14 protein-coding genes are annotated in these 16,575 nt (G+C 58.3%); all 14 read left to right on the forward strand.

Annotated features, from left to right (window positions below):
* The first annotated feature begins 55 nt into the window (after window positions 1-55).
* The 14 genes from THISIDRAFT_RS05480 to THISIDRAFT_RS05540 all read left to right on the forward strand — a co-directional run bounded on the left by THISIDRAFT_RS05480 (window position 56) and on the right by THISIDRAFT_RS05540 (window position 16,478).
* Window positions 56-1,801, forward strand: a complete 1,746-nt coding sequence (locus tag THISIDRAFT_RS05480) for a chorismate-binding protein (RefSeq protein WP_006786884.1) — start codon at window positions 56-58, stop codon at window positions 1,799-1,801.
* 78 nt (window positions 1,802-1,879) lie between these two features.
* Window positions 1,880-5,656, forward strand: a complete 3,777-nt coding sequence (locus THISIDRAFT_RS05485; RefSeq protein ID WP_006786885.1) for a response regulator — start codon at window positions 1,880-1,882, stop codon at window positions 5,654-5,656.
* 167 nt (window positions 5,657-5,823) lie between these two features.
* Entirely contained in the window at window positions 5,824-6,942 is a 1,119-nt protein-coding gene (locus tag THISIDRAFT_RS05490) for a 4Fe-4S dicluster domain-containing protein (protein WP_006786886.1), read from the forward strand.
* On the forward strand, window positions 6,935-7,768 hold the full coding sequence (locus THISIDRAFT_RS05495) for an FAD/NAD(P)-binding protein (protein WP_006786887.1): 834 nt from the start codon (window positions 6,935-6,937) through the stop codon (window positions 7,766-7,768). Before THISIDRAFT_RS05490 ends, THISIDRAFT_RS05495 begins: the two co-directional genes overlap by 8 nt.
* Before the next feature lie 57 nt (window positions 7,769-7,825).
* Window positions 7,826-8,659 (forward strand): NADH-quinone oxidoreductase subunit B family protein, encoded by an 834-nt coding sequence (locus THISIDRAFT_RS05500; protein ID WP_006786888.1) that lies wholly within the window; start codon window positions 7,826-7,828, stop codon window positions 8,657-8,659.
* Window positions 8,656-9,951 (forward strand): Ni/Fe hydrogenase subunit alpha, encoded by a 1,296-nt coding sequence (locus THISIDRAFT_RS05505; RefSeq protein WP_006786889.1) that lies wholly within the window; start codon window positions 8,656-8,658, stop codon window positions 9,949-9,951. The genes THISIDRAFT_RS05500 and THISIDRAFT_RS05505 overlap by 4 nt, the downstream gene beginning before the upstream one ends.
* A 142-nt stretch (window positions 9,952-10,093) precedes the next feature.
* A complete protein-coding gene (locus THISIDRAFT_RS05510) occupies window positions 10,094-11,089 on the forward strand; it encodes a permease (protein WP_006786890.1) in 996 nt (331 codons plus the stop codon).
* Between the two features lie 25 nt (window positions 11,090-11,114).
* Complete coding sequence (locus tag THISIDRAFT_RS05515; RefSeq protein ID WP_006786891.1) at window positions 11,115-11,351, forward strand: thioredoxin family protein; 237 nt, start codon at window positions 11,115-11,117, stop codon at window positions 11,349-11,351.
* A 230-nt stretch (window positions 11,352-11,581) separates the two neighbouring features.
* Complete coding sequence (locus THISIDRAFT_RS15160; protein WP_336245397.1) at window positions 11,582-11,971, forward strand: RNA-guided endonuclease InsQ/TnpB family protein; 390 nt, start codon at window positions 11,582-11,584, stop codon at window positions 11,969-11,971.
* Between the two features lie 31 nt (window positions 11,972-12,002).
* Entirely contained in the window at window positions 12,003-12,377 is a 375-nt protein-coding gene (locus THISIDRAFT_RS15165; RefSeq protein WP_336245398.1) for an RNA-guided endonuclease TnpB family protein, read from the forward strand.
* Window positions 12,378-12,581: 204 nt separating this feature from the next.
* The gene (gene gpmI / locus THISIDRAFT_RS05525) at window positions 12,582-14,117 is read left to right on the forward strand and encodes a 2,3-bisphosphoglycerate-independent phosphoglycerate mutase (RefSeq protein WP_006786894.1); all 1,536 of its coding nucleotides are present in this window, start codon (window positions 12,582-12,584) and stop codon (window positions 14,115-14,117) included.
* Window positions 14,118-14,140: 23 nt separating this feature from the next.
* On the forward strand, window positions 14,141-14,668 hold the full coding sequence (locus tag THISIDRAFT_RS05530) for a DUF192 domain-containing protein (RefSeq protein WP_006786895.1): 528 nt from the start codon (window positions 14,141-14,143) through the stop codon (window positions 14,666-14,668).
* Window positions 14,665-15,999, forward strand: a complete 1,335-nt coding sequence (locus tag THISIDRAFT_RS05535; protein ID WP_139063982.1) for a sigma-54-dependent transcriptional regulator — start codon at window positions 14,665-14,667, stop codon at window positions 15,997-15,999. The genes THISIDRAFT_RS05530 and THISIDRAFT_RS05535 overlap by 4 nt, the downstream gene beginning before the upstream one ends.
* 212 nt (window positions 16,000-16,211) lie before the next feature.
* Entirely contained in the window at window positions 16,212-16,478 is a 267-nt protein-coding gene (locus THISIDRAFT_RS05540; RefSeq protein WP_006786897.1) for a DUF6489 family protein, read from the forward strand.
* The last annotated feature ends 97 nt before the right edge of the window (window positions 16,479-16,575 follow it).

A 16,575-nucleotide genomic window follows, 5' to 3' on the forward strand; every position in this document is an offset into this window, starting at 1 on the left:
CGCGCCAAGATAGTGAATGGTTATACTATGGGCTTGTTCTGCAGGGGTGTTTACTTTGATTTCACAAGCGCGTCATTTGGCGATTTTGCGTGACCCGGAGCAGCAGCAATGGCTGGTGTTTCGCAATCCCTGCCGGGTGATGGTGGCCACCCGGTTAGATGAGGTGGTGCCGATGCTGGCACTTATCGAGGCTGAGGTAGCCGCCCACCATTGGTATGCGGCGGGATTTTTGGCCTATGAAGCGGCCCCGGCCTTTGATGCGGCCTTGTCAGTGCGTGCTGATGGGGCGTTTCCCTTGCTGTGGTTTGCACTGTTTGCGCAGTGTGAGCGCTTTAGCCATTTGCCACCGGCCATGACGCCCATGCCTGTGCTGTCCTGGGAGCCTTCGGTGGGTGCCACAGACTATGCTGCTGCCATTGAGCGCATCAAAGCACATCTGCGCGCCGGTGATAGTTATCAAGTCAATTACAGCTTTCGTTTGCAAAGCCCCTTTGCGGGCGATGCCTGGAGCTTTTTCCAGTCCTATGGCGGCGCAGTGCCGCCGCCCTATGCCGCCTATCTGCACAGCGATGACTGGGCTTTATGCTGTTTTTCCCCGGAGTTGTTTTTTCGTCTGGATGGGGAAATCGTGATATCGCGTCCGATGAAGGGCACGCGCCCACGCGGCCTGAGTTTGGCACAGGATCAGCAGTGCGCGGCGCAGCTCTCTGCGGCCTCCAAAGACCGGGCAGAAAATCTGATGATTACGGATATGGTGCGCAATGATCTGGGGCGCATTGCCAAAACCGGCACGGTGCGCACCGAGGCCCTGTTTGCGCTGGAAAAACACGCCACGGTCTGGCAGATGACCAGCACGGTCAAGGCGCACACTGACGCCAGCATTGCCCAGATCATCGCGCATCTGTTTCCAGCCGCCTCGATTACGGGCGCACCAAAGGCGGCGAGTATGCAGATCATCGCGCACACAGAAACCGCGCCCCGGCGTATCTATACCGGCAGCATTGGCTGGTTTGGCCCAGGGCGTCAGGCCTGTTTTAATGTGGCGATTCGTACCGTCTTGCTGGATAAAGTGCGCCACCGCGCCGAGTATGGCACCGGGGGTGGGATTGTGTGGGATTCCAGGGCGGAGGAGGAATTTGCGGAGTGCTTTGCCAAGGCGCGGGTATTGCGCCAAGCCATGCCCACCTTTGAGCTGCTTGAAACTCTGTTATGGACGCCGCAGCAGGGCTATTTTCTGCTGGATGAACATTTGAACCGCTTGTGTGAGTCGGCCCGTTATTTTGATTTTGGCGCAGATATTGCGATGATTCAGGCCAAGCTGGTGCGCCTGGCTGAGCGCTTTGGCCAGCAGCCGCGCCGGGTGCGCTTACTGCTCAAACGCAATGGCGATATGACCGTGACCGCCACCCATGCGCCGTCGCCATTTCGCACCCCGCCAGCCATCCGCCTGGCCGCTCAGGCGGTGCATTCGCAGGATGTGTTTTTGTATCACAAAACCACGCACCGTCAGGCTTATGCGCAAGCCTTGGCCTCTCGGCCCGGTGATGAGGATGTATTATTATTCAACGAGCGGGATGAAGTGACCGAATCGACACGCGCCAATATTGCGCTACGCATGGGGCAGCGGCTGTATACGCCTCCGCAGCACTGTGGCTTGCTGGCGGGGACACTGCGGGCCTATCTGCTCAAGCGTGGCCTGCTGTGCGAACGGGTCTTGACGCGGCAGCAGGTGCAGCAGGCGGAGGCGATATATCTGCTCAATTCACTGCGCGGGCTGTATGCGGTGCGCCTGCTGCGATAAGCCATGCAAGGCTGCGGGAATGCCGATTCAACGCCGCCTTATGCCGTGATTTCAACTTTGCGATATAGGATTTTCGTGATGCATAGCAGTGGAAACAGGCCCAACACTCACAAGGTCAGCCGGATCTGGATCATCATGATGGTGATCACGGTATTGATTTCCGGGGTGCTCTCCAGCATTTGGGCCATGCAAAAAGCGGATCGAAAAATCCGCGAGGATTTGTTACTCACTACGCAGTTAATCGCCCAAAGCATTCCACCGGATCACCTGCTCAACCTCCGGGCGCGGGTGGCGCAGCAAGACAGCCCCAGCTATCAGCGTCTTAAAACCCAGCTGGCGGCGATTAAAAGCACTTACCCGGATTATGCCGCCATTTATCTGATGGGCTTGGCATCGCCACCGCACACAACAGACGACCCCGCAGTTTTTTTCTTCATCAGCAGTGATGCACCCGCAGACAAGGCCAAAGCCTTGAGCGGAACCGCTTATGTTGAGGCCCCGGAAGGCTTGCGCTATGCCTTTAAGCAGCGCACCGCCATCCTTGAAGGGCCATATCGTGACCGCTGGGGGCAATGGATCTCCGCTTTTGTGCCACTGCCCGGCGGCGCTATGAGCTTATCTGAGACGCCGCCGGAAGCCTATGCAGTCCTTGGCATGGATCTTAACATCACCCTGTGGCGTGGGGAGATTATTGCAGCGGGCCTGCCTTCGCTGCTGGTTATGCTGATCTTGCTGGGCATTTTGCTGCTCGGCGTGTGGGCTTTTGCCCGTTATGCCAAAGACCCGCAGACCTCGCCGTATAAGCTGCGTCTGCTGGCGGTCAGTCTGGCGGTGCTTGCCGGATTATCCGTGACCCTGTTTATCGCCAGCAATGCCCATCAGGATGAAGCCCAGGCCCGCAGCGCTTCATTTAAAACCTTGGCAATCACCAAAACCGCCGGTTTTTTGGAGGATATGCGCGGCATCCTGGATACCGAGCTTGAGGGCCTGGCGCGCTTTTATGAGACCCAGACAGAGATCACAGCAGCCCAGTTTAATTATTACAGCGCCTATCTTTTGCAAAATCCGGCGATTGATGCCTGGGCCTGGGTGCCGGCCATTACCGATGCCCAGCGCAGCGCCTTTGAGCAACAGATACAGGCTCAAGGCATCGCAGACTTTGTTATCTGGGAACAAAACGCGCACGGCATTCGCCAAGGCGTCAGCCAGCGCGCACAGTATTTCCCGATCCATTACATCACCGCCCACCATGACACCCAGCGCCTGCTCGGCTATGACATGGGCTCTGAGGGACTGCGCCGCGAGGCTCTGGAATATGCTGCACACACCGGGCTGGCGACCAGTTCCAAACCGCTGACGCTGATCAAGAACTTCCCGCATGAGCAGGGGGTGTTGATCTATCGCCCGGTCTTTCATCAGACCGACCCCAAGGCCCTGCGCGGCTTTGTCGTGGCGATGCTGTCTTTACCCAGTCTCCTGGCCAGCTCAAGCCCCGATGAAACGGTGATGTTGAGTCTGTCTTTGCAGGGCCATACGGCACCCGCTACACCGTTGGCGCTTTCCTGGGAAAGTGAGTGTCAGCCGACCCTGTCCTTGCAGCGACCCATCCTGGCACTGGGCAATGCCTTTGTGCTGAATGCCTATGCCGGCCCGGCCTTTATGGCCCTGTATCCGGTGCGTGCGGTCTGGCTGACCGGCATCATGGGACTTTGTTTAACCCTGGCGCTGGCAGCGGTGGTCAGCGCGGTATTTTTGCGCCGCGAAATTCTCGAACAAAAGGTCTCGGAGCGCACCGCTTCCCTGCGCCAAAGTGAGGCCCGCTTTAACCATCTGGCCCAACAAAGCCGCACCATCATCTGGGAAACCGATGCCCAAGGGCGCTATGTCTACCTCAGTGATGTGGTGTATGAGGTATTGGGCTACCCGCCCGGTGAGCTGATCGGTATAAAACCCTTTGAAGAACTGCACGCCCAGGCGTTCGATTCACAGACCGGCGAAGATCTGCATACCCTCTGGCAGCAGGGGCGCCCCTTCCAAAACCTTGAGCTGCTGACTAAAACCCGCAACGGCCAGCCCCTCTGGTTATCCAGTAACGGCATTCCCTTGTTTGATGAAGATGGCCAGTTACGCGGCTACCAGGGTGCTGACACCGACATCACCCCCCGCAAAGAAACCGAGCAGGAAATCTTTGAAGTCAACGAGGCCCTAAAAAAACAAATGTGTCTGGCGACCCAGATGGCCTTTCAGGCCGAGGCCGCCAATGCCACCAAAACCGAATTTCTCGCCAATATCAGCCATGAACTGCGTACCCCGATGAATGGCGTCATTGGTATGAATGGCCTGTTGCTGGAAACCGAGCTTACCGAGGAACAAAGGGAATATGCCGCCATCGTGCGCAATAGCGGTGAGCTGATGATGAGCATGATCAACGACATTCTCGATGTCTCCAAAATCGAGGCCGGTAAGCTTGATCTGGAGATTTTGGCCTTTGATCTGGAAGGAATGCTGGGCGATCTGGTGGATATTATGGCGCTGCGCGCCTATGACAAGGGCCTGGAGCTGTTTTATACCCTTGAACCTGGCCTGCCCCGGCATATGCGCGGTGATCCGGGGCGGTTGCGGCAAATTCTTAGCAACCTCATCTGCAACGCCATCAAATTCACCCCCAAAGGCGAAATTGCCATTCGTGTCGCCTGCGTTCAGCAACAAAGCGATATGGCCGTGCTGCGCTTTGCCGTGCGTGATACCGGCATTGGGATTCCGCCAGACAAGTTGGGGCAGCTGTTTGAAAAATTCACCCAGGTAGACAGCTCCACCACCCGGCGCTATGGCGGCATGGGGCTGGGCCTGGCCATTGCCAAACAACTCACCGAAATGATGCACGGCGAGATCGGTGTTGTCAGCGAAGCGGGCCAAGGCTCGGAATTCTGGTTCACTGTCCGCCTGGAAAAACAGCCCGAAGATCTCCAAAAATCCCCACGGGAACGCGCCGAACTCAAAGGCGCCCGCGTCCTGGTTCTTGACGCCAGTCAGGGACATGGCGATATGCTCGGACAACAACTGCAGTCCTGGGGGATGCGTATCACCCACGTCATCGACCAGCAAGGCGCATTCGAGCGACTGCGCGAGGCTGCCGCTGACGATCCCTTCCACATCATGCTGGTGAACACCCAGATGTCGCGTGACGAAGGTGAGGCGATCAGCAGCGCGCTACGCCAGGAACCGCGCCTGCAGGCCACCCGCCTGATCCTGCTCACCCCGCTGGGGATACGCGGTGATGCGCGCTATTATGAAACATTGGGCTTTGCTGCCTACCTTACCAAGCCGGTCAAGCCCCATGAACTGCAAGGCGCCTTATCCCTGGTGCTTGCTAAACCCACCACGGCCGACGCCAGCAGCACCCTCAATGCCGCACAGATCATCACCCGTCACACCGTGCGCGAGGCGATCAAGCGCTTTGCTGACTGCAAGGCCCGCATCCTGCTCGTGGAAGATAATCTGATTAACCAGCGCATGATGATGCAAATGCTCAAAAAACTCGGCCTGCGTGCTGATGCCGTCGCCCATGGCGCAGAAGCGCTCAACGCCCTGGAAATGACCCATTATGATCTGGTGATCATGGACGTAAAAATGCCCATCATGGACGGTCTGGAAGCCACCCGCCAGATTCGCGCCCACGCCACCCCCATGCGCTCCAGCCAGGACATCCCGATCATTGCCATTACTGCCCACGCCATGCATCTGGATCGGGAAAAATGCCTGCAAGCGGGCATGAACGACTACCTCGCCAAACCCATCACCCTGCACTCACTGATCGAGGTTCTGGATCGCTATCTCAGCCCTGCAACGGCCTGAATCATGGCGGTATCTTCCAGATGGCGCGTGTTTACATGCCTTCGCCCTGGCTGGACAGCGCCGCCTTGGCGTATCGAACCCAGGTTCCTCGGACATCGCGGCAAAATGTGTCATAAGCTTGCTTTGGATCAACGTATTCACGATGTTGAGGGCATAGAATCGGGAGTATGGATACTCAATATGCCTTTTTGCCGCGCAATGCATTGGATCAATTGCTCGATGCCTTACGCAAAGCCGGTTTTGACCGGTTAGTCGGCCCGATTGCTCGCGATGGGGCTATTGTCTATGACACATTAACCTCGGCGGCGCAGTTGCCGCATGGCTATCGCGATGAACAGGCGCCGGGGCGTTATCGTCTGCATCAGGCCGATAGCGGGCGATGCTTTAGCTGGGCCAACGGGACGCAGACGCTCAAGCCCTTGACCTTTGCGCCCCAAGAAGTGCTGTGGCACTGCGAGCGTGATGCCGAGGGCTGTCTGCGCTTTAAAAATCCCACGGTCAACCATTCTCCCACCGCCGTCATTGGGGTGCGCGCCTGTGATCTGGTGGCCTTGCGCTTGCAGGAGCGGCATTTCCTCGGGGGGCGTTTTCATGACCCTCATTACGGAGCGCGCCGCGAGAGTCTGTTTTTGCTGGCGGTGCATTGCACCCATCCGGCCAAAACCTGCTTTTGTGCCTCCACCGGGGATGGCCCCAAGGCCGCGATTGGCTTTGATATCGCCCTGTCAGAACTCGATGAGGGTTTTATTCTGGAAGCCGGGAGTTTGCGCGGTGGCGAGCTCATCCGCACGCTGGCACTGGATGACGCCACCGAGCGCCAGCGCGAGCTGGCCAAGACCGAGATTGAAACCGCTGCCTTGCAGCAAAGCCGCAGCCTGCCTTCGCAGAATTTGCGTGAAGCGCTGTATGCCCGCCTGGAGGATCGGCACTGGGACAAAATCGGGATGCGCTGTCTGTCCTGTGGCAACTGCACGGCAGTGTGTCCAACGTGTTTTTGCCATGCCGAACACAGCGTACCGACCCTGGATGGTACGCAGACCACGCACCAGCGCCAGTGGGATTCGTGCTTTACTGCGGTACACAGTTATATGGGGCATTTTCTGGTGCGTGAAGAGACCCGCTTGCGCTATCGCCAATGGTTAAGCCACAAACTGGCAAGCTGGCATGATCAGTATGGGCGTTCGGGCTGTGTGGGCTGTGGGCGCTGCATTACCTGGTGCCCCTCGGGCATTGATTTAACCGCTGAGGTGGCGGCCCTGACACGGCAGGAAACAAGCCATGTATAACCCGGATTTGCCGCTGGAAGTGCGGGTCGTAGACAAGATCCGCGAAACCCCGTCGATTTTTACCCTGCATCTGGAATTTACCGACCCCGATATTGATCTGGAATATCGCTGTCAGCCGGGGCAGTACAATATGCTCTATCTGTATGGCGTGGGCGAGGTACCCATCTCCATTGTCTCTGACCCGGAACATCGCGGCCCGCTGGAACATACCATCCGCTCGGTTGGGCGCGTAACGCGGGGCTTAGACCGGCTGCGCGTCGGTGAGCGCATTGGCCTGCGTGGCCCCTATGGGCGCGGCTGGCCGATTCGTGAGGCCGAGGGGCGGGATGTGGTGATTGTCACCGGGGGCCTGGGCTGTGCGCCGGTGGTGTCGATGATCCGCTATGTCTTGCGACGCCGGGAACGCTTCGGGCGTCTGGTGATCATGCAGGGCGTCAAGCATACCGATGAGCTGATCTGGCGCAAACAATACGAGCAATGGCAGCGCCTGCCCAATACGCAGGTATTGCTATCCTCGGATATCAGCGGCCCTAACTGGCCGTTTAGCGTAGGCAAGGTCACGGTGCTGTTTAATCAGGCCCGGCTGAACACGCGCAAAAGCATTGTCATGCTGTGCGGCCCGGAAATGATGATGAAGGCGAGCATCGAGCGCCTGCTGGCCCTGGATATGCCGCCGGAGGCCATCTGGCTGAGTATTGAACGCAATATGCAGTGTGGCATCAATCACTGCGGTCATTGCCAGGTCGGCCCGCATTTTGTCTGTCAGGATGGCCCGGTGTTTCATTATCCGGAGCTGGCGCCCTGGCTGGGTGTGACCGGGTTTTAATAGCCCCTCTCCGCCGTTTTCCTGGCATCTGCCAATCACAGCAAAGGAGTCTCCGATATGTCTGCATGGAGTCCCGAACATCCCGACGCGCTGGATCAGCTAAACCAGCGCCCACAGCCGCGCCCCAAGGTGGCGGTGCATAAATTCAGTTCCTGCGATGGCTGTCAACTGGCCTTTATCAATGCCGGTGAGGCGCTGATCACGCTCTCGCAACTGGTGGATATCGTCCATTTTGCCGAGGCCGGACCGCTGGATGCCGAGGCGGAGGTGGATATCGCCTTTGTCGAGGGCAGCATCTCCACCCCGCACGAAAAAGAGCGCATTGAACAGGTTCGCCGTCAGTCGCGCTTTCTGGTCAGCATTGGTGCCTGTGCCACCTCCGGGGGCTTGCAGGCACTGCGCAATTTCAACAGCCACAGCGCCGAACAATGGACGCAGGCGGTCTATGCCCAGCCTGCATACATTGACAGCCTGGAAACCGCCACGCCAGTGGCCGAGCATGTCAAGGTGGATCTGGAGTTGTGGGGCTGTCCGGTGAATGCGCGGCAGGTCTTTGCCGCGATTCGTGCCCTGCTGTTTGGGGTCATGCCCTTGATCGACAAAGACAAATTGTGCGTAGAATGCAAGCGCCGTGGCAATGTCTGTGTGCTGGTCGCCAAGGGCGAGCCGTGCATGGGGCCGGTGACGCATCTGGGCTGTGGCGCGTTGTGTCCGGCCTTCGGGCGGGATTGCTACGCCTGCTTTGGCCCGGCGGAAAATCCCAATACACACGCCCTGGCGCGTCGTTTTGTGGGGCTGGGCCTGCTGCCTGAAGAGATTGCCCACCGCTTTCATTTTATCAACAGTCATACCCCGGCATTTCGTAGCGCTGGTCTGGAGTGGGCGGAATGACCGAGCTGCGTGATATCCGTATTGAAGTGCCGGTGCTGGCACGGGTTGAGGGCGAAGGCGCGCTGGAGCTGGAAGCGCGCAACGGCAAGATCGAGCATCTGCGGCTGCGCATCTTTGAACCCCCGCGCTATTTTGAAAAATTCCTTGAAGGGCGCTCCTATCAGGCGGTGCTGGATATAGTTGCGCGGATCTGCGGCATCTGTCCGGTGGCCTATCAGATGAGCGCGGTACAGGCGATTGAGCAGGCTTTCGGGGTCACGCCTTCCGCCTGGGTCACAGACCAGCGCCGCCTGATGTATTGCGGTGAATGGCTGCAAAGTCATGCCCTGCATATTCACCTGCTGGCGCTGCCGGATTTTCTCGGCTTTGACAACGGCATCGCAATGGCCGCCAAATACCCCGAAGAGGTCAAGCGCGGTCTGCGCCTGCAACGCCTGGGCAACGATATTATCGCCCTGTTTGGCGGGCGCTCGGTGCATCCCATCGGGGTGCGTCCGGGGGGCTTTCACCATAACCTCAATCCTGAACAGCTCGCCCGCTGTCTGGAAGGCTTGCGAACAGCCCTGCCCGATGCCCGTGCGCTGGTGGGCTGGACTGCTGGCCTATCGCTGCCCGACGATCAACAGGATTTCACCAACGTGGCCCTGCGCCATGCCAGCGAATATGCCATGTACAGCGGTCGGGTGATCTCCGACCAAGGGCACGATCTGGCGGTGGATGAATACGAGCGCCATTTCCGCGAATTGCATGAGGCTCACTCCACCGCGCTGTATTCGCTGCTGGATGGTCGGCCCTACCTGGTCGGTCCGCTGGCGCGGCTTAATCTCAACCATGACCAGCTATCCCCAGCCGCCCAGCAGGCCCTGGCCGAAACGGGCTGGCAACTCCCCAGTCGCAACATGTTTCACTCCATCATCGCCCGGGCGGTGGAAACCTACGAAGTGGTACTGGAGGCGATTCGCCTGCTGGAAAACCATCAACCCACCGACACCCCCTATGTGGTCTGCGAACCGCGTGCCGGGGAAGGCTTTGGCGCCACCGAGGCCCCGCGTGGCCTGCTATGGCATCACTACCGCTTCAGTGAAGACGGCAAGGTCTTGCACGCCCGCATCGTCCCGCCGACGGCGCAAAATCAGGCCCGCATGGAAGAAGACCTGCGCCAGTCGCTGGAAGCCTTCGGGCTGCATCATGAAGATGACGCCATCCGCCTGCGCGGAGAAACGGTCATCCGCAATTATGACCCCTGCATTTCTTGCGCAACCCACTTCCTCACCCTCAAAATGCGCCGTTAAGACGCAGCGCATCGCCTCTCTGCCATGCGCCGCACATCAACGCGGCGCATTTCTACGCGGCACCGACAAGGTGTTGTCGTGCTGTCGGCTTTCCTGTTTACTTCGTAATGCCTATTTTTTGCATAAAAGGCAATAAAACTAAATGCTTGAAATATTCAATTATCTGGCGGACCGTCTGGTTTATGAGCTGATCGGTTTGGCCCCTGAAACCGCGCTAGGCAGTGCCGCGAGTTTTTTTGTCGCCAGTGTCAGCAAAATCTTTGTCCTGCTGGTGGTGCTGATTTATGTGCTGGCATGGCTGCGCGCCTCGCTGAATCTGGAGCGGGTGCGCGGCTACATCGCCGGCAAGCACCGGCTGACGGGGTATTTTTTGGGCGCCGGCTTTGGCGCTGTCACGCCATTTTGCTCCTGCTCCAGTGTGCCGGTATTTATTGGCTTTACCTCGGCACGCATCCCTATTGGGGTCACCATGTCCTTTTTGCTCACCTCACCGATGATCAATGAGGTGGCGGTGGTATTGCTATGGGGCTTGCTCGGCTGGCAAATGACCCTGTTGTATATCGTCGTGGGCTTGAGTATTGGGATTTTAGGCGGTGCGCTCCTCGATGCCTTGCGCGCCGAGCGGTATTTACAACCCTTTTTGGCCAAGGCCTATGCCGAGGGTGCGATGACCGATGCCCGCACCGAGAGCAAACGCCTGAGCCTGCGTGACCGTCACGACTTTGCCCGCGACGAGACCCTGGGGATTTTGCGTCGCGTGTGGATCTGGGTGTTTATCGGTGTTGGCCTGGGCGCGGTATTGTATGGCTATGTGCCGGATGATTGGGTAGAGCGTCACCTGATGGACGGAGCCTGGTGGCAGGTGCCGCTGGCCGTGCTGCTGGGGATTCCGCTGTATACTAACGTCACCGGGATTGTTCCGGTGATGGAAAGCCTGCTGCTCAAAGGCGTGCCGATCGGCACCACGCTGGCGTTTTGCATGAGTACCGTGGCCGCCAGTTTCCCGGAATTTATGCTGCTCAAACAGGTGATGCAATGGCGTTTACTGGCGCTGATTTTTGTGCTGCTCCTGCTGGCCTTTACCTTGGTCGGCTGGCTGCTCAACGCCTTGGCACCACTATTGTTTGTGGGTTTGTAGTTACAGCGTTTTTTTGGAGATCGTCATGAAACAAATTAAAGTGTTAGGCAGCGGCTGTGCGCGCTGCGCAGATACCGCCAAGCTGATTGAAGCCACCGCCGAACGTTTGGGTGTGGCCGTGCAAGTGGTCAAGGAAACCAATCCACAGGCTTTGGTGACCTATCGGGTCATGTCCACGCCTGCGGTCGTCATTGATGAAACCCTGGTACACAGCGGTTCAATGCCCAAGACCGAACACATCGAAGGCTGGCTGCAAAGCTAGAGACGCTGCACACGGACCGTAAGCGAACGCTGATAGTCATTGCCTTGCAGGCCATGACTGGCAAATATGTTTGATTGCCGGGTCAATAGCTTATTTCATCAGTTTGCGCGGGAAACCCCGGCCGCAAGGCCAAGGAGGGATAGCGCGGCTTGCGAAGCAAGCCTCCCGCTCCCGCGCTCCTTTCTATGTTGAGGTTTTACACAGTGCGCTATCGCGTGTAATGTATGGATATGGACATCAAACGCGCCTACCGCTTCCGGTTCTATCCAACGCCCGCGCAGGAACAAACCCTTGCCCGGACGTTCGGTTGTGTGCGTTTTGCTTACAACCACATGCTGCGGCTGCGTACGGATGCGTGGTTCAAGGACCAAAAGCGCGTCGGCTATCACGAGACCTCCGCACGACTGACCGAGTTGAAGAAGACGCCAGAACATGCATGGCTCAACGAAGTCAGCAGCGTCCCGGTACAGCAGGCGTTACGCCATTTGCAAACGGCGTTCGCCAACTTTTTTGCCAAGCGTGCCGGGTATCCCGCGTTCAAGCGCAAGGACGGCTTGCAGTCAGCGGAATACACGACGAGCGCCTTCAAAGACGTGGCGGCACCTTCCAGGTGCCGCTGAAAACCAAGCGAACGCAAGATGCGTCCGCCACGTGCGCTCAACCCGGTTGATCAACGAAAAGCAAGTGATCGCCGTCGAGACGCTGGCCGTGAGCCACCTGCAGAAGAACCGCTGTCTGGCGAAGTCCATCAGTGATGCAGGCTGGTCGGAGTTTGTCCGGCAGTTAACGTACAAGGCGCAATGGTGTGGGCGAATGCTGGTGGGTATCGACCGCTGGTATCCGTCGAGCAAACGCTGCTCGGAGTGTGGACACACCGTAGCGAAAATGCCGCTGTCTGTCCGAGATTGGGTCTGCCCGGAATGTGGTAGTATCCACGACCGCGATGTGAATGCAGCGCGCAATGTGTTAACCGCCGGGCTGGCGGGGGTAGTCTGCACAGAGAACGTAAGTCCCGTGTTGCTGTAAAGCGGCATCGGCTGGTCTCGTTGAAACAGAAAGTCCTGATCGTGAGGTTAGGAATCCCCGTCCTTTAGGGCGGGGTGGATGTCAACGCGTATAATCCGACTTAATCTAGGTGTAATCTCTGCTCGGGGACGGACGATGTGTATGTATGCACGCCAAAGCCCCGACCTGTCTGTTTAATCTCTCATCCTCGGAGTCTGCATCTTTATGCCTTTTGCCGCCCGCCCACCGCGTACCCCCACCATACTGATCATTATGGATGGCTTTGGGGTTAATCCCGCCAAGCACAATAATGCCATCTATGCCGCCAACACCCCGCGTCTGGATACTTATTTTGCCCATCATGTGCATACCCTGCTCGATTGCGCTGGTCATGCCGTGGGTCTGCCCGAAGGGCAGATGGGCAATTCCGAGGTCGGTCATCTGACCCTGGGCTGTGGCAGCATCGTGCGTCAGGATCTGGTGCGCATTGATGACGCCATTGAAAACGGCGAATTCGCGCAAAATGCGGCGCTGGTGCAGGCCATTGAGGCGGCCAAGGCCAAGCAGCGCCCGCTGCATTTGATCGGCCTGGTCTCGGAAGGGGGCGTACACAGTCACACCCGCCATCTCAAGGCACTGCTGGCGCTGTGCGGGGCGCATCAGGTCACGCCCATGCTGCATGTGATCACTGACGGGCGGGATACTGCGCCCAAATCTGCCGGCACTTCCTTGCAGGGAATTGCCAAGGATCTGGCGGCGGTGGGTGGACAGGTGGCCACCTTGAGTGGCCGGTACTATGCCATGGATCGGGATCAGCGCTGGGAGCGTACCGAAAAAGCCTTTAATGCGCTGGTGGATGGCGAAGGTGCGGTCTTTGAGGATGTCTTGGTCGCCCTGGACCATGCCTATAATGCTGGTGAAACGGATGAATTCATCACCCCGCGCATTCTCTGCCCTGAAGGCCGGATGCAGAACGATGATGAGGTGATTTTCTTTAATTTTCGCAATGACCGGCCGCGCCAGTTGACCCAGGCACTGACCCAGGCCGCCTTTACAGGCTTTGCACGCGGGGCTTTTCAGGGTTTGCGCGTGACGACGCTGACCCAATATGACCCGAACTATGGCCTGCCGGTCGCCTTTATGCCGGATCGTCCGGGTGTCACCCTGGCCGAAATCATCAGTCAGGCCGGGGTGGCGCAGTTTCATTGTGCCGAGACGGAAAAATATGCTCACGTCACCTTCTTCTTCAACGGCGGCAAGGAAGACCCCTTCGCCGGCGAGGCGCGGGTAATGGTGCCCTCTCCCAAGGTAGCCACCTATGACCTCCAGCCAGAGATGAGCGCCGTTGAGGTTGCCGATGCGGTGGTGGAGGCCATCCAGGCAGAGCAATACGGCTTTATCATCGTCAACTTTGCCAACGGCGATATGGTCGGCCATACGGCGGTGCGAGAAGCGGTCATCAAAGCGGTGGAGGCGCTGGATGAGGCGGTCGGGCGCGTGCTGGATGCGGCCCAGGCCAAAGGCTATGCGGTCATTCTCACCGCCGATCATGGCAACTGCGAGGAATTGATCGACCCGCTCACCGGCGAGCCACACACCCAGCACAGCATGTATCCGGTGCCCTGCCTGATCATCGACCAAAGCCCGTGGCGCCTGCGTACCGGCGCGGGACTGAGCGCCATTGCCCCGACGGTGTTGCAACTGATGGGGATTGCGCAGCCAGAAAGCATGCAAGGCCGCAGCCTGTTGCTTGATCCATAAACACCCGCGCAGGGATAACGATCATGCGTTGGCACTGCGTTGAGCGACGGCACTATCTCGCTGTGTGGCTGTTGCTGGGCTATCTGGGGACGGCGGCCTTATATCTACATCTGGCCAGGGCCAGCGAATCGCCCAGCCCCTTGCACGGCATCACCTTACAGATCGGCGAACATCGCCTGTTTGCCGAACTCGCCGATACGCCACAGACCCGCGCCCAGGGCCTGATGTGGCGCACAAAATTACCCCCGGATCACGGCATGTTATTTGTCTGGCCAGAACCGATGGCGGTGTCGATGTGGATGAAAAACACTGTATTACCTTTGTCGGTGGCCTTTATTGATGCCCACGGACAGATCATCAATATCGCAGACATGGAACCGCTCACCACCACCTCCCATCATGCCAGCGCCCCGGCACAATATGCGCTGGAAATGATGCAGGGCTGGTTTGCCGAGCGGGGCATTGGCCCCGGCGATGCGGTGTATCCCCTCACGACCTTCACCGATTCTGATGATCCCTTGCGCCATCCTGCGGAGATGTCATGGCCTTGAATCATATCCTCATCGTTGAAGACGAAGCGGTGATCCGGCGGGCCTTGCGCCGCCTGCTGGAACGCGAAGGCTATCGCATCACCGAGGCCGACAGTCTGGCGCAGGCGCGCAGCCTGACACCGCAAGCGCAGTTTGCCTTGCTCATCTGCGATCTGCGTCTGCCCGATGGTGAAGGTGTATCATTGATTGCGGATTATCCAAACACCCCGGTCTTGATCATGACCAGCTACGCCAGCGTGCGCTCAGCGGTGGAAGCGATGAAACAGGGCGCGGCCGACTATATCGCCAAGCCCTTTGATCATGAAGAAATGCTGCTGTTGGTCGCACGGCTGCTCAAGCAACATGACCTGGAACAGGAAAACGCCCGCCTGCGCTCCGATCTGGGGCAAGCCTATCCCGTGGAAGGCATTATTCACCGCTCACCGGCGATGCGCGGCATCTGCGAAACCTTGAGCAAAGTCGCCCCCACCGATGCCACCGTCCTGATTCGCGGCGAATCCGGCACCGGTAAAGAACTGGTTGCCCGCGCCATTCACACCAAAAGCCACCGCGCCAAGGCACCGATCATCGCCGTCAACTGCGCCGCGATCCCGGAAAACCTGCTGGAATCTGAACTCTTCGGCCATGAAAAAGGCGCCTTCACCGGAGCCTTGCAAACCCGCGAAGGACTGATCGAAGCGGCGGAAGGCGGCACCCTGTTTCTCGATGAAATCGGCGAACTCACCCCGGCGGCGCAATCGCGCCTGCTGCGCGTCTTGCAGGATGGCGAGATTCGCCGCGTCGGCGCCACCCGCAACCGGCGCGTAGATGTGCGCCTGCTCGCCGCCACCCATCGTGACCTGGAGAGCATGGTCAAAGAGCGCAGCTTTCGCGAAGACCTGTATTACCGGCTTAAAGTCATGGAGATTCATATCCCCCCCTTGCGCGAACGTGGCGAGGATATCCCCCTGCTGGCGGAATTTTTACTGAGCAAGGCCTGCCAGCGCCTGAAACGTCCGTCCGTCCGCTTCAGCCAGGCTGCACTCAACGCCATGCAACGCCACCGGTGGCCGGGCAATGTGCGAGAACTGGAAAACTGCATCGAACGGGCAGTAATTTTATGCGACAGCGCCGAGATTCAATGCGAACATCTCGGCATCGCCGCCGCCGAAAAACCCAGCAGCGTCGCCACCGACCTCAGCCTGGATGACTATTTCAAACGCTTTGTCATGGAAAATCAGACGCAGATGACCGAAACCGAACTGGCCAAACGCTTAGGCATCAGCCGCAAAGCCTTATGGGAACGCCGCATCCGCATGGACCTCCCCCGCCCCGGCAGCGCCCGGTCATAAACGCCCCGCTGGGAGCGCGAAGGACGGTTTTGCGTTATGATGGCTAAGGCCGTCCTGACCGTTCCTCGCCAAAGGCAGGGGCGGAATATGCGCCGCACTTGTTTAACCCACACACGACAAACGGAGGACGCGAACAGGGCTGCGTGATCATGCAAGGCACGATGCGGCTGCCCTCTCCGGCATCAATGTCGGGGTTTTTCGCGGAGATGCAGATGAAAGTAACCGTTGATATTGAAGCCAAGCCTGAAGAATTGCGAGTATTTATGGGCTTTCCTGATGTGCGCCCCTTGCAAGATGAGCTGATGGCGCGGATGCGTGATCAGTATCTGGAAATGCAGGACCCTGAATCCATGGCCTTGTTAATGCAGAAGATGGTGATGGGCGGGATGCAAACCGCCACGACGATGGAGAAATTTTTCTGGGAGGCGTTTCGGCAGCAATCCGAAATGATGACCGGAAGCAAGAATAAGGATAAATAAAGTAAACAGCATCAGCCCCGACGCGCCGAGTAAGGCTCGGTTCACCGGGGCTGATGCGTTTACTGGAGCGCGCAGCTTCAGCTGCGCATCAAACATC

It is taken from the genome of Thiorhodospira sibirica ATCC 700588 (assembly GCF_000227725.2).
Taxonomy (GTDB): domain Bacteria; phylum Pseudomonadota; class Gammaproteobacteria; order Ectothiorhodospirales; family Ectothiorhodospiraceae; genus Thiorhodospira; species Thiorhodospira sibirica.